Genomic DNA, 16812 nt, shown 5'->3' with positions numbered 1-16812 from the left:
ACGCTGCCGCCCGGCTGACGCTGCCGCCCGGCTGACGCTGCCGCCCGGCTGACGCTGCCGCCCGGCTGACGCTGCCGCCCGGCTGACGCTGCCGCCCGGCTGACGCTGCCGCTGCGGCTCGGCTCAGAGGGCGGCGGCGACCCGGTCGCCCACCTCGGCGGTGCGCAGCGAGGTGCCCGGCGTGCGGGCGGCCACCTCGGCCGCGACCGCCTCGGTTACGCGCGTGGCCTCGTCGGTGTGGCCCAGGTGCTCGAGCAGCAGCGCGGCGGAGAGGATGGCCGCCGCCGGGTCGGCGATGCCCTGGCCGGCGATGTCGGGCGCCGAGCCGTGCACCGGCTCGAAGGTCGAGGGGTATTTGCGCTCCGGGTTGACGGAGCCGCTGGCCGCCATGCCGATGCCGCCGGTGACGGCCGCGGCGATGTCGGTGAGGATGTCACCGAAGAGGTTGTCGGTCACGATCACGTCATAACGCTGCGGGTTGCTGACCATGAACATGCTGGCCGCGTCGATGTGCTGGTATTCCGTCGTGACCTCGGGGAACTCGGCGGCCACGGCGGCGAAGGTGCGCGCCCAGAGACTGCCGGCCTTGGTCAGCACGTTGGTCTTGTGGACCAGGGTCAGATGCCGCCGGTCGCGGCGCTGGGCCCGGGCGAAGGCGTCGCGGATGACCCGCTCGACGCCGTGCCGGGTGTTGAGGCTCTCCTCGGTGGCGATCTCGGCCGGCGTGTCCTTGTGGAGCACGCCGCCGGCGCCGACATAGAGGCCCTCGGTGCCCTCGCGGACACAGACCATGTCGATCTCGCCCGCCTTCACGCCGGCCAGCGGGCTGGTGGTGCCGGGCCAGAGCCGCGAGGGGCGAAGGTTGACATATTGGTCGAAGTCGAACCGCAGCTTCAGCAGCAGGCCCCGCTCGAGGACGCCCGGCGGGACACTCGGGTCGCCGATCGCGCCGAGCAGAATCGCGTCGTGCAGGGCCAACTCGTCCTGCACGGCCTGGGGCAGCACCTCGCCGGTGCGGTTGTAGAAGCGGGCACCCAGGTCGTAGTCGTCGAACTCGGTGCCGGGCAACACGGCCTCGATCACCTTCTGAGCCTCGGCCGTCACCTCGGTTCCGATGCCGTCTCCGGCCACCACCGCGATCCGCGCCACGCTCACGACTGTGCTCCCTCTTTCGCCGTTTCGACGCACCAGGTTAACGCTTCGCTCTCGCCCTTCGGTACGCCAGTCCCATCTGCTGAACGCTCGCTAAGAAACATCGGCGGTGGAGTTTCCGATGCCGGACGCGAACAGCCCCCGCGCCGCGGCAAACGGTCACGGGGGCTGTCGGCGACGATGACGCGTGGCTCGGTCCCGCCGGTGCACACCGCGCATCGCAAACGGACAAGTCACCCGAAGACCGTCCGCCGGCTGTGTCGCGCGGCACGGACAACGCTAGCGATGCGGACTAATGACGCGCAAGACGCATCCCCCGCGTGTCGGCGCGCTGGTTTGACCAATGCCTGGGCGGTGATGGCACCATGCGCCGGTGAGTTTCGACCTAGTGGTGTGGGCGATGGACGCCACGGATCGGCCCGAAGCCGTGCGGGACGCCAACGCGCGATGCGTGCGCGGCGAGCACCCGCAACGCCCGGCCGATCCTCGCGTCGTCGCCTTCTATGATGCCCTGACCAGTGATTATCCTGACCGCGGCCCCCGCGCCACGGCGCCCGGCTCGCCCTGGGCGGTCGCTCCGCTGCACGCCGCGGCCGACCACATCTGGATGCGTCTCGACGAGAACTGCCCCGACGTGGTGCTCGAGACGATCGAGCGGCTGGCCGGCAAACTCAACCTCGACCTCCTCGACCTGCAGGACGGCACCGTCTATCCCCCGCCCGCCCGGGTGCGCTGACCCGGCTCGCGGCCGCTGACCGGGGGCGGCGAGGTCGTCGCGGCTGAGCCCGGGGCACCCGAGGATCTCCGCCCGGACGGCCCCCTGAACGGGCGGGCACGCCCGGCGATCTCGCGCACCTTGCCGTGCGTCAGTACGCGTCCGGCTGGAGAGGGGCCACGACAAGCTCCCGGCCGCTATTCGCCGCGGAGGTCGACGATGCTGCCGCGGGCCGAACCGATCTCGGCGGCGACCGCGGAGAGCAGCTCGGCGTCGACCGAGGAGTCGACGGTCAGGGTCATCAGGGCCTCGCCGCCGGCCGAGCGGCGCGCGACCTGCATCGCGGCGATGTTGACACCGGCCTCGCCGAGAATCGTCCCGATCGCGCCGACGATGCCCGGCCGGTCGGGGTAGCGGAAGAACAAGAGCACCCCGTCGGCGGTCAGGTCGAGGTCGAAGTCGTCGACGCCGGTCAGCTTGCAGATCTCGCGGGGACCCGCGGTGGTCAGGATGCCGGCGACACTGACCGTACGGCCGTCGGGGAGCGCACCGCGCACCGTCACCAGGTCTTGCCCGAGGTCGTCGCCGTCGGTGACCACCAACTCGACCTCGACGCCGCGGTCGGCGGCGAGCTGAGGAGCGTTCACATACGTCACCCGCTCGTCGACCACCGAGGTGAACAGGCCCTTGGTGGTAGCGAGCCGGAGCACGCCGACGTCGTGCGAGACGATCGCGCCGCTCACCTCGACCGTGACGCTGGCGGCGACGCCCCCGGCCACCGCGGTGAAGACCTTGCCGAGCTTCTCGGCCAGCGTGAGCAGCGGGCGTACGTCCTCGTCGACCACCCCGCCGGCCTGCACGTTGACCGCGTCGGGCACGAATTCGCCCTGGAGCGCGAGCTTGACGCTGCGCGCGACCGCGAGACCGGCCTTGTCCTGCGCCTCGGCGGTCGAGGCGCCCAGGTGCGGGGTGCAGACGACGTTGTCGAACTCGAACAGCGGCAGCCCGGTGGCCGGCTCGGTGGAATAGACGTCGAGGCCGGCCCCGGCCACGCGCCCGTCGCGCAGCGCGTCGGCGAGGGCCTGTTCGTCGACCAGGCCGCCGCGGGCCGCGTTGACGATGCGGACGCCCGGCTTGACCGTGGCCAGCTCCTTCTCGCCGATCAGGCCGACCGTCTCCGGGGTCTTGGGCAGGTGCACGGAGATGAAGTCGCTCTCGCGCAGCAGCTCGTCGAGGCCGACCAGGCGGACGCCCAGCTGGGCCGCCCGGGCGGGCTGGATGTAGGGGTCGTAGGCGATCAGGCGCGTGCCGAACGCGGCCATCCGCTGGGCGAACAACACGCCGATGCGGCCCAGCCCGACCACCCCGACCGTCTTGCCCTGCACTTCGACGCCGGTGTATTTGGAACGCTTCCACTCGCCCTGTTTGAGCGCGGCGCTGGCGCTCGCGGTGTGCCGGGCGACCGACAGCAGCAGCGCGATCGCCTGCTCGGCGGCCGAAACGATGTTGCTGGTCGGCGCGTTGACCACCATGACGCCGCGCGCGGTGGCCGCCGGGACGTCGACGTTGTCGAGCCCGACGCCGGCCCGCGCGATCACCTTGAGACGACCGGCTGCGGCGACCAGCTCGGCGTCGACCCGGGTGGCGCTGCGGATGATCAGCGCGTCGGCCTCGGCCACCTCGCGCAGCAGGGCGGCCCGGTCGGTGCCGTCGACGTGCCGCACATCGAAGTCGTAGGCGAGCACGTCGATGGCGGACGGGGCGAGCTCCTCGGCGATCAGGACGACGGGAGTCACATGCGCCTCCAACCGGGTGTTTCACGCGGAGACCGACCGCCGTTGGCCGCCTTTCCGCGATCGTAGGCCGCCCCGGACTCCCACCGTCAGCTCATCGCAGAGTGACCGACATCACACTCCGCGTACAGAAAACGCCCGGGCCTCCGCAGAGGCCCGGGCGTCGCCGAAAAGCCTTCTCAGGCCGTCTCGGTGATCGGGCGGTCGACCCAGCTCATCATGTCGCGGAGCTTCTTGCCGGTGACCTCGATCGGGTGCTGGGCGCCCTGCTCGCGGTACTTGGCGAGCAGCGGGCCGCCGTTGTCGTCGTCCTCGATCAGCTCGCGGGTGAACTCGCCCGACTGGATCTCGGAGAGGATCTTCTTCATCTCCTCCTTGACCGACGCGTTGATCACGCGCGGGCCGCGGGTGTAGTCACCGAACTCCGCGGTGTCGGAGACGCTGTAGCGCATCCGGGAGATGCCGCCCTCGTACATCAGGTCGACGATCAGCTTGAGCTCGTGCAGGCACTCGAAGTAGGCGATCTCGGGCGCGTAGCCCGCCTCGGTGAGCACCTCGAAACCGGTCTGCACCAGCGCCGCGGTGCCGCCGCAGAGCACGGCCTGCTCGCCGAACAGGTCGGTCTCGGTCTCCTCCTTGAAGGTGGTCTTGATGACGCCGGCCCGGGCGCCACCGATCGCCTTCGCGTACGAGAGAGCGAGCGCCAGGCCCTCGCCGGTCGGGTCCTGCTCGACCGCGACCAGGCAGGGCACGCCCTTGCCGTCGACGTACTGACGGCGGACCAGGTGGCCCGGGCCCTTGGGGGCGACCATCGCCACGGTCACGTCGGCCGGCGGCTGGATCAGCTCGAACCGGATGTTGAGGCCGTGGCCGAAGAAGATCGCCTTGCCGGCGGAGAGGTTCGGGGCGATCGACTCGGTGTAGATCTTGCGCTGGGCGGTGTCCGGCGCCAGCACCATGATCACGTCGGCCCAGGCCGACGCCTCGAACGGCGTCTTGACCTCGAGGCCCTGCTCCTCGGCCTTGGCGCGGCTCTTGGAGCCCTCCTTGAGGCCGACGACCACCTCGACGCCCGAGTCACGCAGCGACAACGAGTGGGCGTGACCCTGGCTGCCGTAGCCGATCACCGCGACCTTCTTGCCCTGGATGATCGAGAGGTCGGCGTCGTCGTCGTAAAAAACTTCCGCGGTCATTTCTTACCTTCTTGTCGGCGGCGCAGAGCGCCGAGCTTTACGCGGCGCGGAGCGCCGGGCCGGTCGTGATGGAGCGGGATCCGCGGCCGATGGCCACGAGGCCCGACTGGACCATCTCCTTGATGCCGTACGGCTCGAGGTCGCGCAGCAACGCATCCAGTTTGTCGGGATTACCGGTCGCCTCGATCGTGAGGGTGTCCGGGGCGACGTCGATCACCTTCGCCCGGAACAGCTCGACCGTCTCGAGCACCTGCGTGCGCTGCGCGCGATCGGCGCGCACCTTGACCAGCAGGAGCTCGCGCTGAACCGACTGCTGCTGGTCCAGCTCGACGATCTTCAGGACGTTGACCAGCTTGTTGAGCTGCTTGGTCACCTGCTCCAGGGGTGAGGAGTCGGCGTTGACCACGATCGTGATGCGGGAGACGTCCGGGTTCTCCGTCTCGCCCACCGCCAGCGAATCGATATTGAAACTGCGCCGGGAGAAGAGGCCGGCCACTCGCGCGAGGACACTCGGCTTGTTCTCCACCAGCACCGACAGGGTGTGCTTGTTCATCAGAGTTCATCCTCGTCGAAGGCGGGACGCAGGTCCCGGGCGTGCATGATCTCGTCGTTGCTGGTGCCGGCCGCGACCATCGGCCAGACCATGGCGTCCTTGCCGACCGTGAAGTCGATGACCACGGGCGCGTCGTTGATCTCCATCGCCTGCTTGATGATCTTGTCGACGTCGTCCTTCGACTCGCAGCGCAGCCCGATGCAACCGAGCGCCTCGGCCAGCTTCACGAAGTCGGGAATGCGGTGCTTGTGGGTGCCCAGCTCGGTGTTGGAGTAACGCCCCTCGTAGAACAGGGTCTGCCACTGCCGGACCATGCCCAGGTTGCCGTTGTTGATGACGGCCACCTTGATCGGGATGCCCTCGAGCGCGCAGGTCGCCAGCTCCTGATTGGTCATCTGGAAGCAGCCGTCGCCGTCGATCGCCCAGACCTGGGTGTCCTTCGCGCCGACCTTGGCCCCCATCGCGGCCGGCACGGCGTAGCCCATCGTGCCCGCGCCGCCGGAGTTGAGCCAGGTGCCCGGCTTCTCGTACGAGATGAACTGCGAGGCCCACATCTGGTGCTGCCCGACGCCGGCGACATAGATCGCGTCCGGGCCGACCAGCTTGCCGATCCGCTCGATCACGTATTGCGGGGCCAGGGTGCCGTCGGTCGGTTCGTCATAGCCCAGCGGGTAGCGCTCGCGGATGTCGTTGAGCGTGCGCCACCAGGCCTCGTATTCGCCGGGGCCGTCGGCGGTGGCCGACACCGCGGCGATCAGCTCGTCGATCACATGCCGGGCGTCGCCCACGATCGGGACGTCGGCGTGCCGGTTCTTGCCGATCTCGGCCGGGTCGATGTCGGCGTGCACGACCTTGGCGTCGGGCGCGAACGAGTCGAGCTTGCCGGTCACCCGGTCGTCGAACCGGGCGCCCAGCGTGATCAGCAGGTCGGACTTCTGCAACGCGTAGACCGCCGGGACCGTGCCGTGCATGCCGGGCATGCCCAGATGCTGCGGGTGCGAGTCGGGGAACGCGCCGAGCGCCATCAGCGTGGTGACGACCGGGATCCCGGTCAGCTCGGCCAGCTTGCGCAGCCCGTCGGTGGCGCCCGCCTTGAGCACGCCGCCGCCCACATAGAGCACGGGGCGCTTGGCCGCCGCGATCAGCCGGGCCGCCTCGCGGATCTGCTTGCCGTGCGGGTGCAGGGTCGGCCGGTAGCCGGGCAGATCGAGGGTCGGCGGCCAGATGAACGTGGTCTGCGCCTGCATCACGTCCTTCGGGATGTCGACCAGCACCGGGCCCGGCCGTCCGGTCGCCGCCAGATGGAACGCCTCGGCGATGATCCGCGGGATCTCCTCGGGCGTCTGGATCAGGAAGTTGTGCTTGGTGATCGGCAGGGTGATGCCCTGGATGTCGGCCTCCTGGAAGGCGTCGGTGCCGATCGACGGGCGGGCCACCTGGCCGGTGATCGCGACGATCGGAACCGAGTCCATATAGGCGTCGGCAATCGGGGTCACCAGGTTGGTCGCGCCCGGGCCGCTGGTCGCGATGCAGACGCCGACCTTGCCGGTGGCCTGCGCGTAACCGGTCGCGGCGTGGCCTGCGCCCTGCTCGTGGCGGACCAGGATGTGGCGCACCTTGGAGTCGTAGAGCGGGTCGTACGCCGGGAGGATGGCACCGCCCGGGATGCCGAACGCGACTTCGACGCCGAGGGCCTCGAGCGACCGAACGAGCGAACCGGCGCCCGAGGTGGCGACGGGAGAGGCTACGGCCGGGGCCGGGTTGACGGCCGCCGCGACAGTGGCCGGGTTGGCTCGGTGGGCGAGGGTCTCGGGAGTGGGTCTCGTCATGGCAGTTCCGTTTCAATCGGCCGGGCTTCTTTTGAGCATTAAAAAAGGCCCTCGTGCTTTAACAGCACGGGACCTAGCGCACTCAGACCAGTTGTTCAAACGGTCGGAGTGCGCTCACATAAGTACTCGGGTGAAGCACATGCCGCTAACCCTGCCCCATCTCACGCGGTGAGTCAACTGATCCCACATTTTGATCACCGGAGAGTGCCTCGAACGCGGGATCGGTCGGCAACAACGCTCTGAGCTGCCGCATCCCGGGACCCAGCATGACGACCTGACTGCGGGGCGCGGCGTCTCTCGGCGCCTCCTTGGCGGCCACCGGGACGGCCGCCGGGCGTCCGCGCAGCGTCTGCAGCTGGGCCTCCAGGTGCTCGGCCGGCACACCCCAGCCGAACAGCGAGCCCTGCCCGAGCCGGCAGCCCGCCTCCTCGACCACCGCCCGCTGGGCCGGGGTGCCGATGCCCTCGGCCAGCACCTCGAGGCCGAGCCGGTGCCCGAGGCGCACCACGACGTCGACCAGCGGAGCGGCCGTGCCGGTGCGCGACTCCGGCTCGGCGACCAGCGCGTGGTCGATCTTGAGAATGTCGACCGGGAGCGTGCGCAGCTGGCCGAGCGAGGAATAGCCGGCGCCGAAGTCGTCGAGCGCGATCCGTACGCCGGTCGCGCGCAGCTCGGCCAGGCGGCTGATCAGCTCCTCCATGTCGGTCGCGACCGCGTGCTCGGTCACCTCGAGGACCAGGCGCTGGGCCGGCACGCCGTACGTCGCGAGCACGTCGGCGACCTGACCCGCATAGTCGGCCGCGTGCAGCTCCTTGGGCGACAGGTTGACCGAGACCCAGACGTCGTGGCCCCGGGACAGCCACTCGGCGAGCTGCCGGCACGCCTGCTCGAGCACCCACGAGCCGATCCGGTTGATCAGCCCGGACTCCTCGGCGACCGGGATGAACTCGTCGGGCCGCACCGCGCCGAGCCGCGGGTGGTGCCAGCGCAGCAGAGCCTCGGCCCCGACCAGCCGCATCGACGGCAGCGCGACCACCGGCTGGAAGACCAGGCGGAACTCGTCGCGGTCGATCGCGTGCCGCAGCTCGCTCACGAGCGTGCCCCGCCGGCGCAGGAGCTCGTCGTATCGCGCCTGGTAGCGCTCGACCCGGTTTTTGCCCCGCTGCTTGGCATAGCGCAGCGCGAGGTCGGCGTCGCGCAGCAACTGGCCGGTGTCGGCCACGCCGAGGCTGGCCGAGAGGAAGACCGCGCCGCCGTCGAGCTCGTAGGGCTCGCCGAGCACGGCCAGCAGCCGGTGCGCGGTGAGCATCGCCTCGTCGGCCGAGCCGCGCATCAGGATCGCGAACTCGTCGCCACCCAGCCGGGCCGCCACGTCGCCGTCGAGCAGGTTGCGCCGCAGGCGGTCACCGACCTCGCTGAGCACCGCGTCGCCGACGTCGTGCCCGCGCATGTCGTTGACCGTCTTGAAGCCGTCCAGGTCGATGCCGACGAGCACCGATGAGCCGCCGGATTCGCGCAGCGCCCGCTGGAGACCGCGGCGGTTGGCCAGACCGGTCAACGGGTCGGTGTGGGCGAGCTCGCGGAAGTGGGCCTCGCGCTGGCCGAGCTGCAACGTGTAGCGGCGGACGTCGGTCAGCGCCAGGTATTGCCGGGCGACCAGGGCGAAACCCTCGACCGCGGCGCCGGCGAACGCGTAGGCGTCGAAGCTGCCACCGCGGGCCAGGTGATAACCGAGAGCCGTGACGATGACGGCCATCGGGAACACCGCGTACGCCCGGTTGCGCTCGACCACGTTGCCGATCGGCTGGACCGGGCGGTCGGCCGCCTTGACCGCGCGGGAGATCACGAACAGCCCGGCCGGCAGCAGCACCGCGCTGAGCATCTCGATCAGCGGCCAGTCCTGGCAGATGCTGCCGGCGATGCCGGTCGCCGCGATCGCGACCAGGCTCACCCCGCCGGCCACCCGCACGGTGATGCGCCGCGGCCGGTGGGCGTGCAGCATGAGCTCGCTGGTCAGGCCGAGGGAGATCACCGCGACGGCGGCCGGCAGCAGCAGCGACGGGCAGGCCATCGGGGTGTGGTCGCCGAGAATGCGGGTCGGCGAGGTCAGCAGGGTCCAGCCGGCGAGCCAGAGGGCGGCCGCGATGATCAGACCGTCGAGCAGGTGCCGCACGGCCGCGCCGGCACTCTCGGCCGCCCCGGGCAGCGCGGCCGTGCCCGCGAGGAGAACGGTCGTGCCGATCGCCATGCCCAGCGCGACCGCCGCGCCGAGACCCATCCGGGGCGGCGGGGTGTCGGTCATCAGCGCGCTCAGCACCCCGGCCAGGGCGGCCGCGGTGGCGACAGCGCCGCCGGCGGCCAGTAAGAGGTGGGCCCGGCGGGCCGGCCCGGTGTGCCGGCGACCGGAATCGGCCAGCACGGCGACCGCGGGCACGGCGACCAGAACGATCGCCAGGCCCGCAAGCTCCACGCCGGACGGTGACTGCACGGGAACACTGTGCCGGATCTCGCACCGTTTAAGAAGCCCCAGCCCATCCAACCGCCCCGCCCACCACCCAAAGCCGACTAAAGACTCGTCTCGCGTTGTGGACGTCCCTGGTCTCTGCCCCCGTGGCCGGTGGCACTATGAGGGGATGCCTGACCTGCGTTCCCGGACTTCGACCCACGGCCGGACCATGGCCGGCGCGCGCGCCCTCTGGCGCGCCACCGGGATGACCGACGACGACTTCGGCAAGCCCATCGTGGCGATCGCCAACAGCTATACCCAGTTCGTACCGGGCCACGTCCACCTCAAGGACCTCGGTGGCCTGGTGGCGGACTCGATCGCCGAGGCGGGCGGCGTCGGGCGCGAGTTCAACACGATCGCGGTCGACGACGGCATCGCGATGGGGCACGGCGGCATGCTCTATTCGCTGCCCAGCCGCGAGCTGATCGCCGACGCGGTGGAATACATGGTGAACGCGCACTGCGCCGACGCCCTGGTCTGCATCTCGAACTGCGACAAGATCACGCCGGGCATGCTGATCGCCGCGCTCCGGCTCAACATCCCGACCGTCTTCGTCTCCGGCGGGCCGATGGAGGCCGGCAAGACGGTGGCGATCGAGGGCGTCGTGCACGAGAAGCTCGACCTGATCGACGCGATGACCGCGAGCGCCAACGACAACGTCACCGACGAGCAGCTGAGCACCATCGAGCAGGCGGCCTGCCCGACCTGCGGCTCCTGCTCCGGCATGTTCACGGCCAACTCGATGAACTGCCTGACCGAGGCCATCGGGCTTGCCCTTCCGGGCAACGGCTCGACGCTGGCGACGCACGCCTCGCGCAAGGCGCTCTTCGAAAAGGCCGGCGCGCTGATCGTCGACATCGCCAAGCAGTACTACAAGAACGACGACGAGTCGGTGCTGCCGCGCTCGATCGCCAACCGGTCCGCTTTCGAGAACGCGGTCGCCCTCGACGTGGCGATGGGCGGCTCGACCAACACGGTGCTGCACCTGCTGGCGGCGGCCCGCGAGGCCGAGCTCGACTTCTCGGTCGCCGACATCGACGCGATCTCGCGCCGGGTGCCGTGCCTGTCCAAGGTCGCGCCCAACTCGCCGAAATACCACATGGAAGACGTGCACCGGGCCGGCGGCATCCCGGCCCTGCTGGGGGAGCTCCACCGGGGTGGCGCCCTGCGCACGGACGTCCGTTCCGTGCACTCCTCCTCTCTCGATGACTGGCTCGGCGAGTGGGACATCCGCGGCGAATCGCCCTCCGAAGCGGCGCTCGAGTTGTTCCACGCGGCGCCGGGCGGCGTGCGCACCACACAGCCGTTCAGCACTTCCAACCGCTGGGCGACGCTCGACACCGACGCGGTCGACGGCTGCATCCGGTCGGTCGAACACGCCTACACGGTCGACGGCGGCCTGGCGATCCTCTTCGGCAACCTCGCGCCCGACGGCTGCGTGGTCAAGACGGCCGGCGTCGACGAGTCGCTGTGGAAATTCAGCGGCCCGGCCCGCGTCTTCGAATCACAGGAGCAGGCGGTCGACGGCATCCTCGGCAAGCAGGTCGTCGAGGGCGACGTGGTGGTCATCCGCTACGAGGGCCCCAAGGGCGGCCCGGGCATGCAGGAAATGCTCTACCCGACCTCGTTCCTCAAGGGCCGCGGGCTCGGCAAGGCGTGCGCGCTGATCACCGACGGCCGGTTCTCCGGCGGCACCAGCGGCCTGTCGATCGGCCACGTCTCCCCCGAGGCGGCGGCCGGCGGCCTGATCGCCCTGGTCGAGACCGGCGACGAGATCACGATCGACATCCCGGGCCGCTCGATCACCCTCAACGTCGACGACGAGACGCTGGCCCAGCGGCGGCACGAGCAGGAACGGCGCGCCCGGCCCTACTCGCCGGCCGACCGGCAGCGCTCGGTGTCGGCGGCCCTGCGGGCCTACGCCTCGATGGCGACAAGCGCCAGCGACGGCGCCTACCGCAAGGTTCCCGAATAGGTCAGGCCCTCTTGACGTACGCCGGCGACGGTCCCGTTGGGGCCGTCGCCGGCGGCGTTCCCGGTGTCGGCGGGCCGCCCCCACCCGGCCGCCCACCGCCCCTCGCCTGCCGACCGTGGCTTCCCGCGCCCGGCCGCCCACCGCCCCCTCGCCTGCCGACCACTGCGCTCCGCGCCCGGCCGACCACCGTTTCCCACCCGCCCGGCCGACCATCGCGCCTCCCGCCGACCATCGCCTCCCACCCGCCAGGGCGACCACCGCGCCCTCACCCGGCCAACCACCAAGCACCCGACCGAGCCGACCACCACGCCGCCGCCCAGCCGACCACCACATCCCGCGCCCGGCGAACCACCCCGCCGCGCCTGGCCGCCCGCCCGAATCCCCGCCCGGCCGACCGCCGCGCCCCGCGCCCCGCCGACCACCGCGCCCCGCGCCTGGCCGACCACCCCGCCGCGCCTGGCCGTCTGCCCGCATGCCCGCCCAGCCGACCGCCGCGCCCGCGCCCAGCCGACCACCGCGCCCCGCGCCCAGCCGACCACCCGACCCGCGCCCGGCCGACCACCCGCCCCGCCTGGCCGCCTGCCTGCCCAGCCGACCGCCGCGCCGCGCCCGGCCGACCACCCGCCCCGTCTGGCCGCCCGCCCGCATCCCCGCCCAGCCGACCGCGGCACCGTCCGGCCGACCGCCGCCTCCCCGCCCGATGACCGCGCCCCGCCCGGCCAACCGCCGCCTCCCCACTCGACGGACTGCCCCATTGGCCGACTGCCGCCGTCCGACCCCACAGACCGCCGTCTCCCACCCGGGCAGACCGCCGCCTACCGCCCGGCGGACCGCCACGTCCCGCCCGGTCACCGCGTCCCGGCCCGGTCGACCGCCGCCTCAACACCCTGCCAACCGCCACGTCGCCGCCCGGTCACCGCGCCCGCCCGGTCGGCTGCGCCCCCGCCCGGTCAAGCGCCGCCTCCGACTCGACGGCCCGCTCCATTGGGCCGACCGCCGCCGTCCCACCCCGCGGACCACCGTCTCCTCACCCGGGCAGACCGCCGCCTGCCGGCCGGCGGACCGCCGCCTCCCCCACCCCGGCACTGGGTGGGCTGAGTAAAGCCGGGAGGCACGACAGTTCCCGGGCGCTATCCACAGTCGGAGCAGCCGGAGTGGCGGACTGATTCGCAGTTCTTCTATACAGACAGCTCAGCGCCACGACACGCAATCACGCGCATTGGGCAATGACGGACGTCACTTCGGCGTGTGAATTCGGGCGGTCGCGGGGGGAGGCCTTCGGCTCGTGACTGGGCCACAACTACCCGCCAGAATCGCCTTGAGCTGGGGAAATGCGCTGCCCTCACCCTGACCCACCGCATGGCCGGAGGCTGGGTGCGGCCTGGGGTGGCAGCGCCGTTTCCGCTGACGTGGGGACGAATATCGCTGCGGTTGGGGACGGCGCCGTGGCGTACGTTTCAAAGGTCCTCGGTTTTCGATTGATCTTGATCCTGGTAGCGGATTGAGAGCTTCCACACTCGTCTGACACCCGCGGGGTTGCTGTCTCGTTTGTGGGTAGTCCCCATGGCGTCGACGAAGGAGTTCAGCAATGAGCAGCAGTGCAGTCGCGGCGCCGGCCCAGGGCACGCCGCCGCCCCCATCCGCTTCGGCGGCCGGCGCATCGTCGGCGCAGTTGAGTCACCGGCAGATCCTCGAGATTCTCGGCGGGTTGATGCTCGGCATGTTCCTGGCCGCGCTCGACCAGACGATCGTCACGTCGGCCATCCGCACCATCGGTGACGACCTGCACGGGCTGTCGGTGCAGGCGTGGGTGACCACGGCCTACCTGATCACGGCCACGATCTCGACGCCGCTCTACGGCAAGCTCTCCGACATCTACGGGCGCAAGCGGTTCTTCCTCGCCGCCATCACGATTTTCGTGATCGGGTCGGCGGCCTGCTCGTTCGCGACGTCGATGTACATGCTGGCCGGGTTCCGCGCCTTCCAGGGTCTCGGTGCGGGTGGTCTGTTCTCGCTCGCGCTGGCGATCATCGGTGACATCGTGCCGCCCCGGGAACGGGCCCGCTACCAGGGCTACTTCCTGGCCGTCTTCGGCACCTCGAGCGTGCTCGGGCCGGTGATCGGCGGCTTCTTCGCGGGGACCCACAGCATCCTCGGCATCACCGGCTGGCGCTGGGTCTTTCTGGTCAACGTGCCGATCGGCGTGGTCGCGCTGGCCGTGGTGGCGCGCGTGCTGCAGATCGAGCACCGCCGCCGCAACCACCGCATCGACTGGTGGGGCGCGCTGACCATCTGCATCTGCCTGGTGCCGCTGTTGACCGTGGCCGAGCAGGGCCGCACCTGGGGCTGGGGCAGCGGGCGCTCGATCGTCCTCTACGCGATCGGCGCGGCCGGGCTGGTGCTGTTCATCGTCGCCGAGGCGCTGATGAAGGAGGACGCGCTCATTCCGCTGCGCCTCTTCCGTAACCGCACCTTCAGCCTCACCGCGATCGGCGGCTTCATCGTCGGTATGGGCATGTTCGGCGGTCTCGCGCTGCTGCCGCTCTATCTGCAGATCGTGCGCGGTGCCACACCGACCCAGTCCGGCCTGCAGCTGCTGCCGCTGACCGGCGGCCTCATGATCGGCTCGGTGATCTCCGGCCAGCTGATCAGCCGGACCGGGCGTTACAAGATCTTCCCGGTCCTCGGTTCGCTGCTGATGGTCGGCGGCCTGGTGCTCATGTACTGGATCCGGGTGGACACGCCGTACTGGCGCACCGCGATCTTCATGGCCGTCTTCGGGCTCGGGCTGGGCCTCATCATGCAGCCGATCACGCTGGCGGTGCAGAACGCGATGGCGCCGTCCGAGATCGGCGTCGCCACCTCGTCGGTGACGTTCTTCCGGCAGATGGGGGCCACGGCCGGCACGGCGATCTTCCTGTCGATCCTGTTCTCCTCGGTCGGCGACAAGATCGCGCACGCCTTCCGGACCGCCGGTCCCGGTCTGCAGCAGGCGTTGGGCGACAAGTCGATAACCAGCGACCCGAAAAACCGGCAGATCCTGGCGATCCTGCACGGTGGCGGGGGCGTCAACTCGTCGGCCCTCAACGACACCTCGTTCCTGTCCAAGGTGACGCCGGTGCTGGCCCGGCCGTTCAAGGTCGGGTTCTCCGACTCGATGGACATGATCTTCCTGGTCGCGGCCGGGGTCGTGCTGCTGGCATTCCTGCTGTTCCTGTTCCTGCCGCAGATTCCGCTGCGGACCCAGTCGGCGGCGGCCGCGCGCGAAACGCCGCCGCCGGCCCCTGAAGCCGCGCCGACCGAGCCCACACCTCCTGAAGCCGACATTCTGCGGCCCGCCATCCCGGTCAGCCCGGCCGCGGAACATCGACCACAAACGCTCGCCGACGTGCCCGCGCCCGCGCATCACGCCCCGGCCGCCCTCTCCAACGAGGCCGTCGTCAGCGGCCGCGTCGAGGGCGCCGACCACAACCCGGTCGCCGGCGCCACCCTGACGGTCACCGACTTCAGCGGCGGCCAACTGGCCCGCGCGGTCACCGCGACCGACGGCTCCTACCGGATGGTTCTCCCCACCGGCGGATCCTTCCTGCTCATCTGCGCGGCCGAGAACCACCAGCCGGCCGCCTCGATGATCACCGTCGTGGCGGGCGAGGTCCAGCGCGACGTGTCGCTCTCCGGCGCCGGCCAACTCGAAGGCCGCGTCGCCGACCAGGCCGGACGCCCGATCACCGGCGCGGCGATCACCCTCACCGACGCGCGCGGCGAGGTCGTGGCGACCGCGGTCACCACCAGCGAGGGCACCTACGCGCTGCCCGACCTCTACCCGGCTGAATACACGCTGACCGCCACCGCCGAGGGCACCCGCCCGGCGGCCCGCACGGTGTCGCTCGGCGCGGGCGGCGACAACCGGATCGACATCGTGCTGGTCACCAACGGGACGCTCGCCGGGGTCATCCGGGCCGCCGCCTCGGGTCAGCCGGTGCCGGACGCTTCGGTGCTCGCGGTCGACGGCTACGGCACGGTCGTCGGCGCCACGGTGACGGGGGCGGACGGGCGCTACGAGTTCGACGATCTGCAGCCGGGGACCTACACGGTGACCGCGAGCGGCTACGCGCCGGTGGCGACCCGGGTCCAGCTGGCCGGCGACCGCACCGACCACGACATCCTGCTCGGGCAGCCGTCGGCCAACGGCTCCTCGGCCAACGGCAAAACGCCCCACATCACGGCCTTCCCGGTCCCGGCCGAGAGCGGCGGCGAACGGTGACGGAGCAGGTCACCGGCCAAACGGCGACATCCGACGGCTGGCCCCTGCCCGGCGCCATGGTCACCCTGATCGGCCCGGACGGCCGCCAGATCGGCCGGACCGCCGCCGACGCGACCGGCCGTTTCGCGGTGCCGGCCGACGCCACCGGTCCGGCCACCCTGATCGTCGCGGCGGCCGGGCTCGACCCGGTCGCCCGCTCGGTCTCGCTGCCCGGCCGCGACCTCGGCACCATAGTTCTGCAGGCGGCCGGCCACGGCCGCCTGCCCACCCCGGGGTCCTGGACCATCGACCCGGCCCACTCGATCGTCCGCGCGACCGCCCGCCACCTCGGCATGTCCCGCGTCGAGGGCCGCTTCACCGAACTCGCGGGCACCATCACGGTCACCGACCCGATCGAAAGCTCCCACGTCACGGTCGTCATCGAGGCCGCGAGCATCGACACCGGCAGCCGCGACCGCGACACCCACCTGCGCTCGCCCGACTTCCTCGACGTCAAACAGTTCCCGACGCTCCGCTACCGCAGCAGCGGCCTGACCCGCCTGAGCGACGACCACTGGCAACTCGACGGCGGCCTGACGATCCGCGACATCACCCGGCCGGTCGCCCTCGACGTCCACTACGGCGGCAGCGGGCCCGACCCTTGGGGCGGCACCCGTATGGCCGCCACCGCCACCACCCAGCTGCACCGCAGCGACTACGAAATAAACTGGAACATGGGCCTGCCGGGCGGCCTCACCCTGATCGGCCCCACCCTCCGGATCGAACTGGATATCCAAGCGGTCCTCGGGGAATGACCCTCTTGGGAAGTACGCGTCGTGGCAGCCCTCAACCG

The 16812-nt window shown here is 71.1% G+C and carries 10 protein-coding genes; 4 read left to right on the top strand and 6 right to left on the bottom strand.

Features of this window, described 5'->3' with window-relative positions; all coding sequences use genetic code 11:
- Nucleotides 1-123: 123 nt before the first annotated feature.
- Nucleotides 124-1149, bottom strand: a complete 1026-nt coding sequence (locus tag AB0M88_RS29105; protein ID WP_364107754.1) for a 3-isopropylmalate dehydrogenase — start codon at nt 1147-1149, stop codon at nt 124-126.
- Between the two features lie 376 nt (nt 1150-1525).
- Here AB0M88_RS29105 and AB0M88_RS29100 point away from each other — a divergent pair, with 376 nt between their 5' ends.
- Nucleotides 1526-1888 carry a hypothetical protein gene (locus AB0M88_RS29100; RefSeq protein WP_364107733.1) on the top strand — a complete coding sequence of 121 codons (363 nt, stop codon included), beginning with the start codon at nt 1526-1528 and terminating at the stop codon, nt 1886-1888.
- Nucleotides 1889-2064: 176 nt separating this feature from the next.
- Here the strand turns inward: AB0M88_RS29100 and serA are convergent, their stop codons facing one another.
- From serA to AB0M88_RS29075, 5 genes are all read right to left on the bottom strand, one after another.
- A complete protein-coding gene (gene serA, locus AB0M88_RS29095) occupies nt 2065-3663 on the bottom strand; it encodes a phosphoglycerate dehydrogenase (RefSeq protein ID WP_364107731.1) in 1599 nt (532 codons plus the stop codon).
- A 176-nt stretch (nt 3664-3839) separates the two neighbouring features.
- Nucleotides 3840-4853, bottom strand: coding sequence for a ketol-acid reductoisomerase (ilvC, locus tag AB0M88_RS29090; protein ID WP_364107729.1), 1014 nt, complete (start codon nt 4851-4853; stop codon nt 3840-3842).
- Nucleotides 4854-4890: 37 nt separating this feature from the next.
- Nucleotides 4891-5406, bottom strand: a complete 516-nt coding sequence (ilvN, locus tag AB0M88_RS29085) for an acetolactate synthase small subunit (protein WP_364107727.1) — start codon at nt 5404-5406, stop codon at nt 4891-4893.
- Nucleotides 5406-7235 (bottom strand): acetolactate synthase large subunit, encoded by a 1830-nt coding sequence (locus AB0M88_RS29080; RefSeq protein ID WP_364107725.1) that lies wholly within the window; start codon nt 7233-7235, stop codon nt 5406-5408. Before AB0M88_RS29080 ends, ilvN begins: the two co-directional genes overlap by 1 nt.
- A 145-nt stretch (nt 7236-7380) precedes the next feature.
- Nucleotides 7381-9723, bottom strand: coding sequence for a bifunctional diguanylate cyclase/phosphodiesterase (locus AB0M88_RS29075; protein WP_364107723.1), 2343 nt, complete (start codon nt 9721-9723; stop codon nt 7381-7383).
- Nucleotides 9724-9868: 145 nt separating this feature from the next.
- Here AB0M88_RS29075 and ilvD point away from each other — a divergent pair, with 145 nt between their 5' ends.
- The 3 genes from ilvD (at nt 9869) to AB0M88_RS29060 (ending at nt 16774) form a co-directional block, all read left to right on the top strand.
- Nucleotides 9869-11716, top strand: coding sequence for a dihydroxy-acid dehydratase (gene ilvD, locus AB0M88_RS29070; protein WP_364107721.1), 1848 nt, complete (start codon nt 9869-9871; stop codon nt 11714-11716).
- A 1588-nt stretch (nt 11717-13304) separates the two neighbouring features.
- Complete coding sequence (locus AB0M88_RS29065) at nt 13305-15980, top strand: MFS transporter (protein ID WP_364107719.1); 2676 nt, start codon at nt 13305-13307, stop codon at nt 15978-15980.
- Nucleotides 15977-16774 carry a YceI family protein gene (locus tag AB0M88_RS29060; protein WP_364107717.1) on the top strand — a complete coding sequence of 266 codons (798 nt, stop codon included), beginning with the start codon at nt 15977-15979 and terminating at the stop codon, nt 16772-16774. Before AB0M88_RS29065 ends, AB0M88_RS29060 begins: the two co-directional genes overlap by 4 nt.
- The last annotated feature ends 38 nt before the right edge of the window (nt 16775-16812 follow it).

It is taken from the genome of Actinoplanes sp. NPDC051411 (assembly GCF_040682075.1).
Taxonomy (GTDB): Bacteria; Actinomycetota; Actinomycetes; order Mycobacteriales; family Micromonosporaceae; genus Actinoplanes.
Note: the sequence above shows the minus strand (reverse complement) of the source record. Positions and strands in the feature narration are given on the sequence as shown.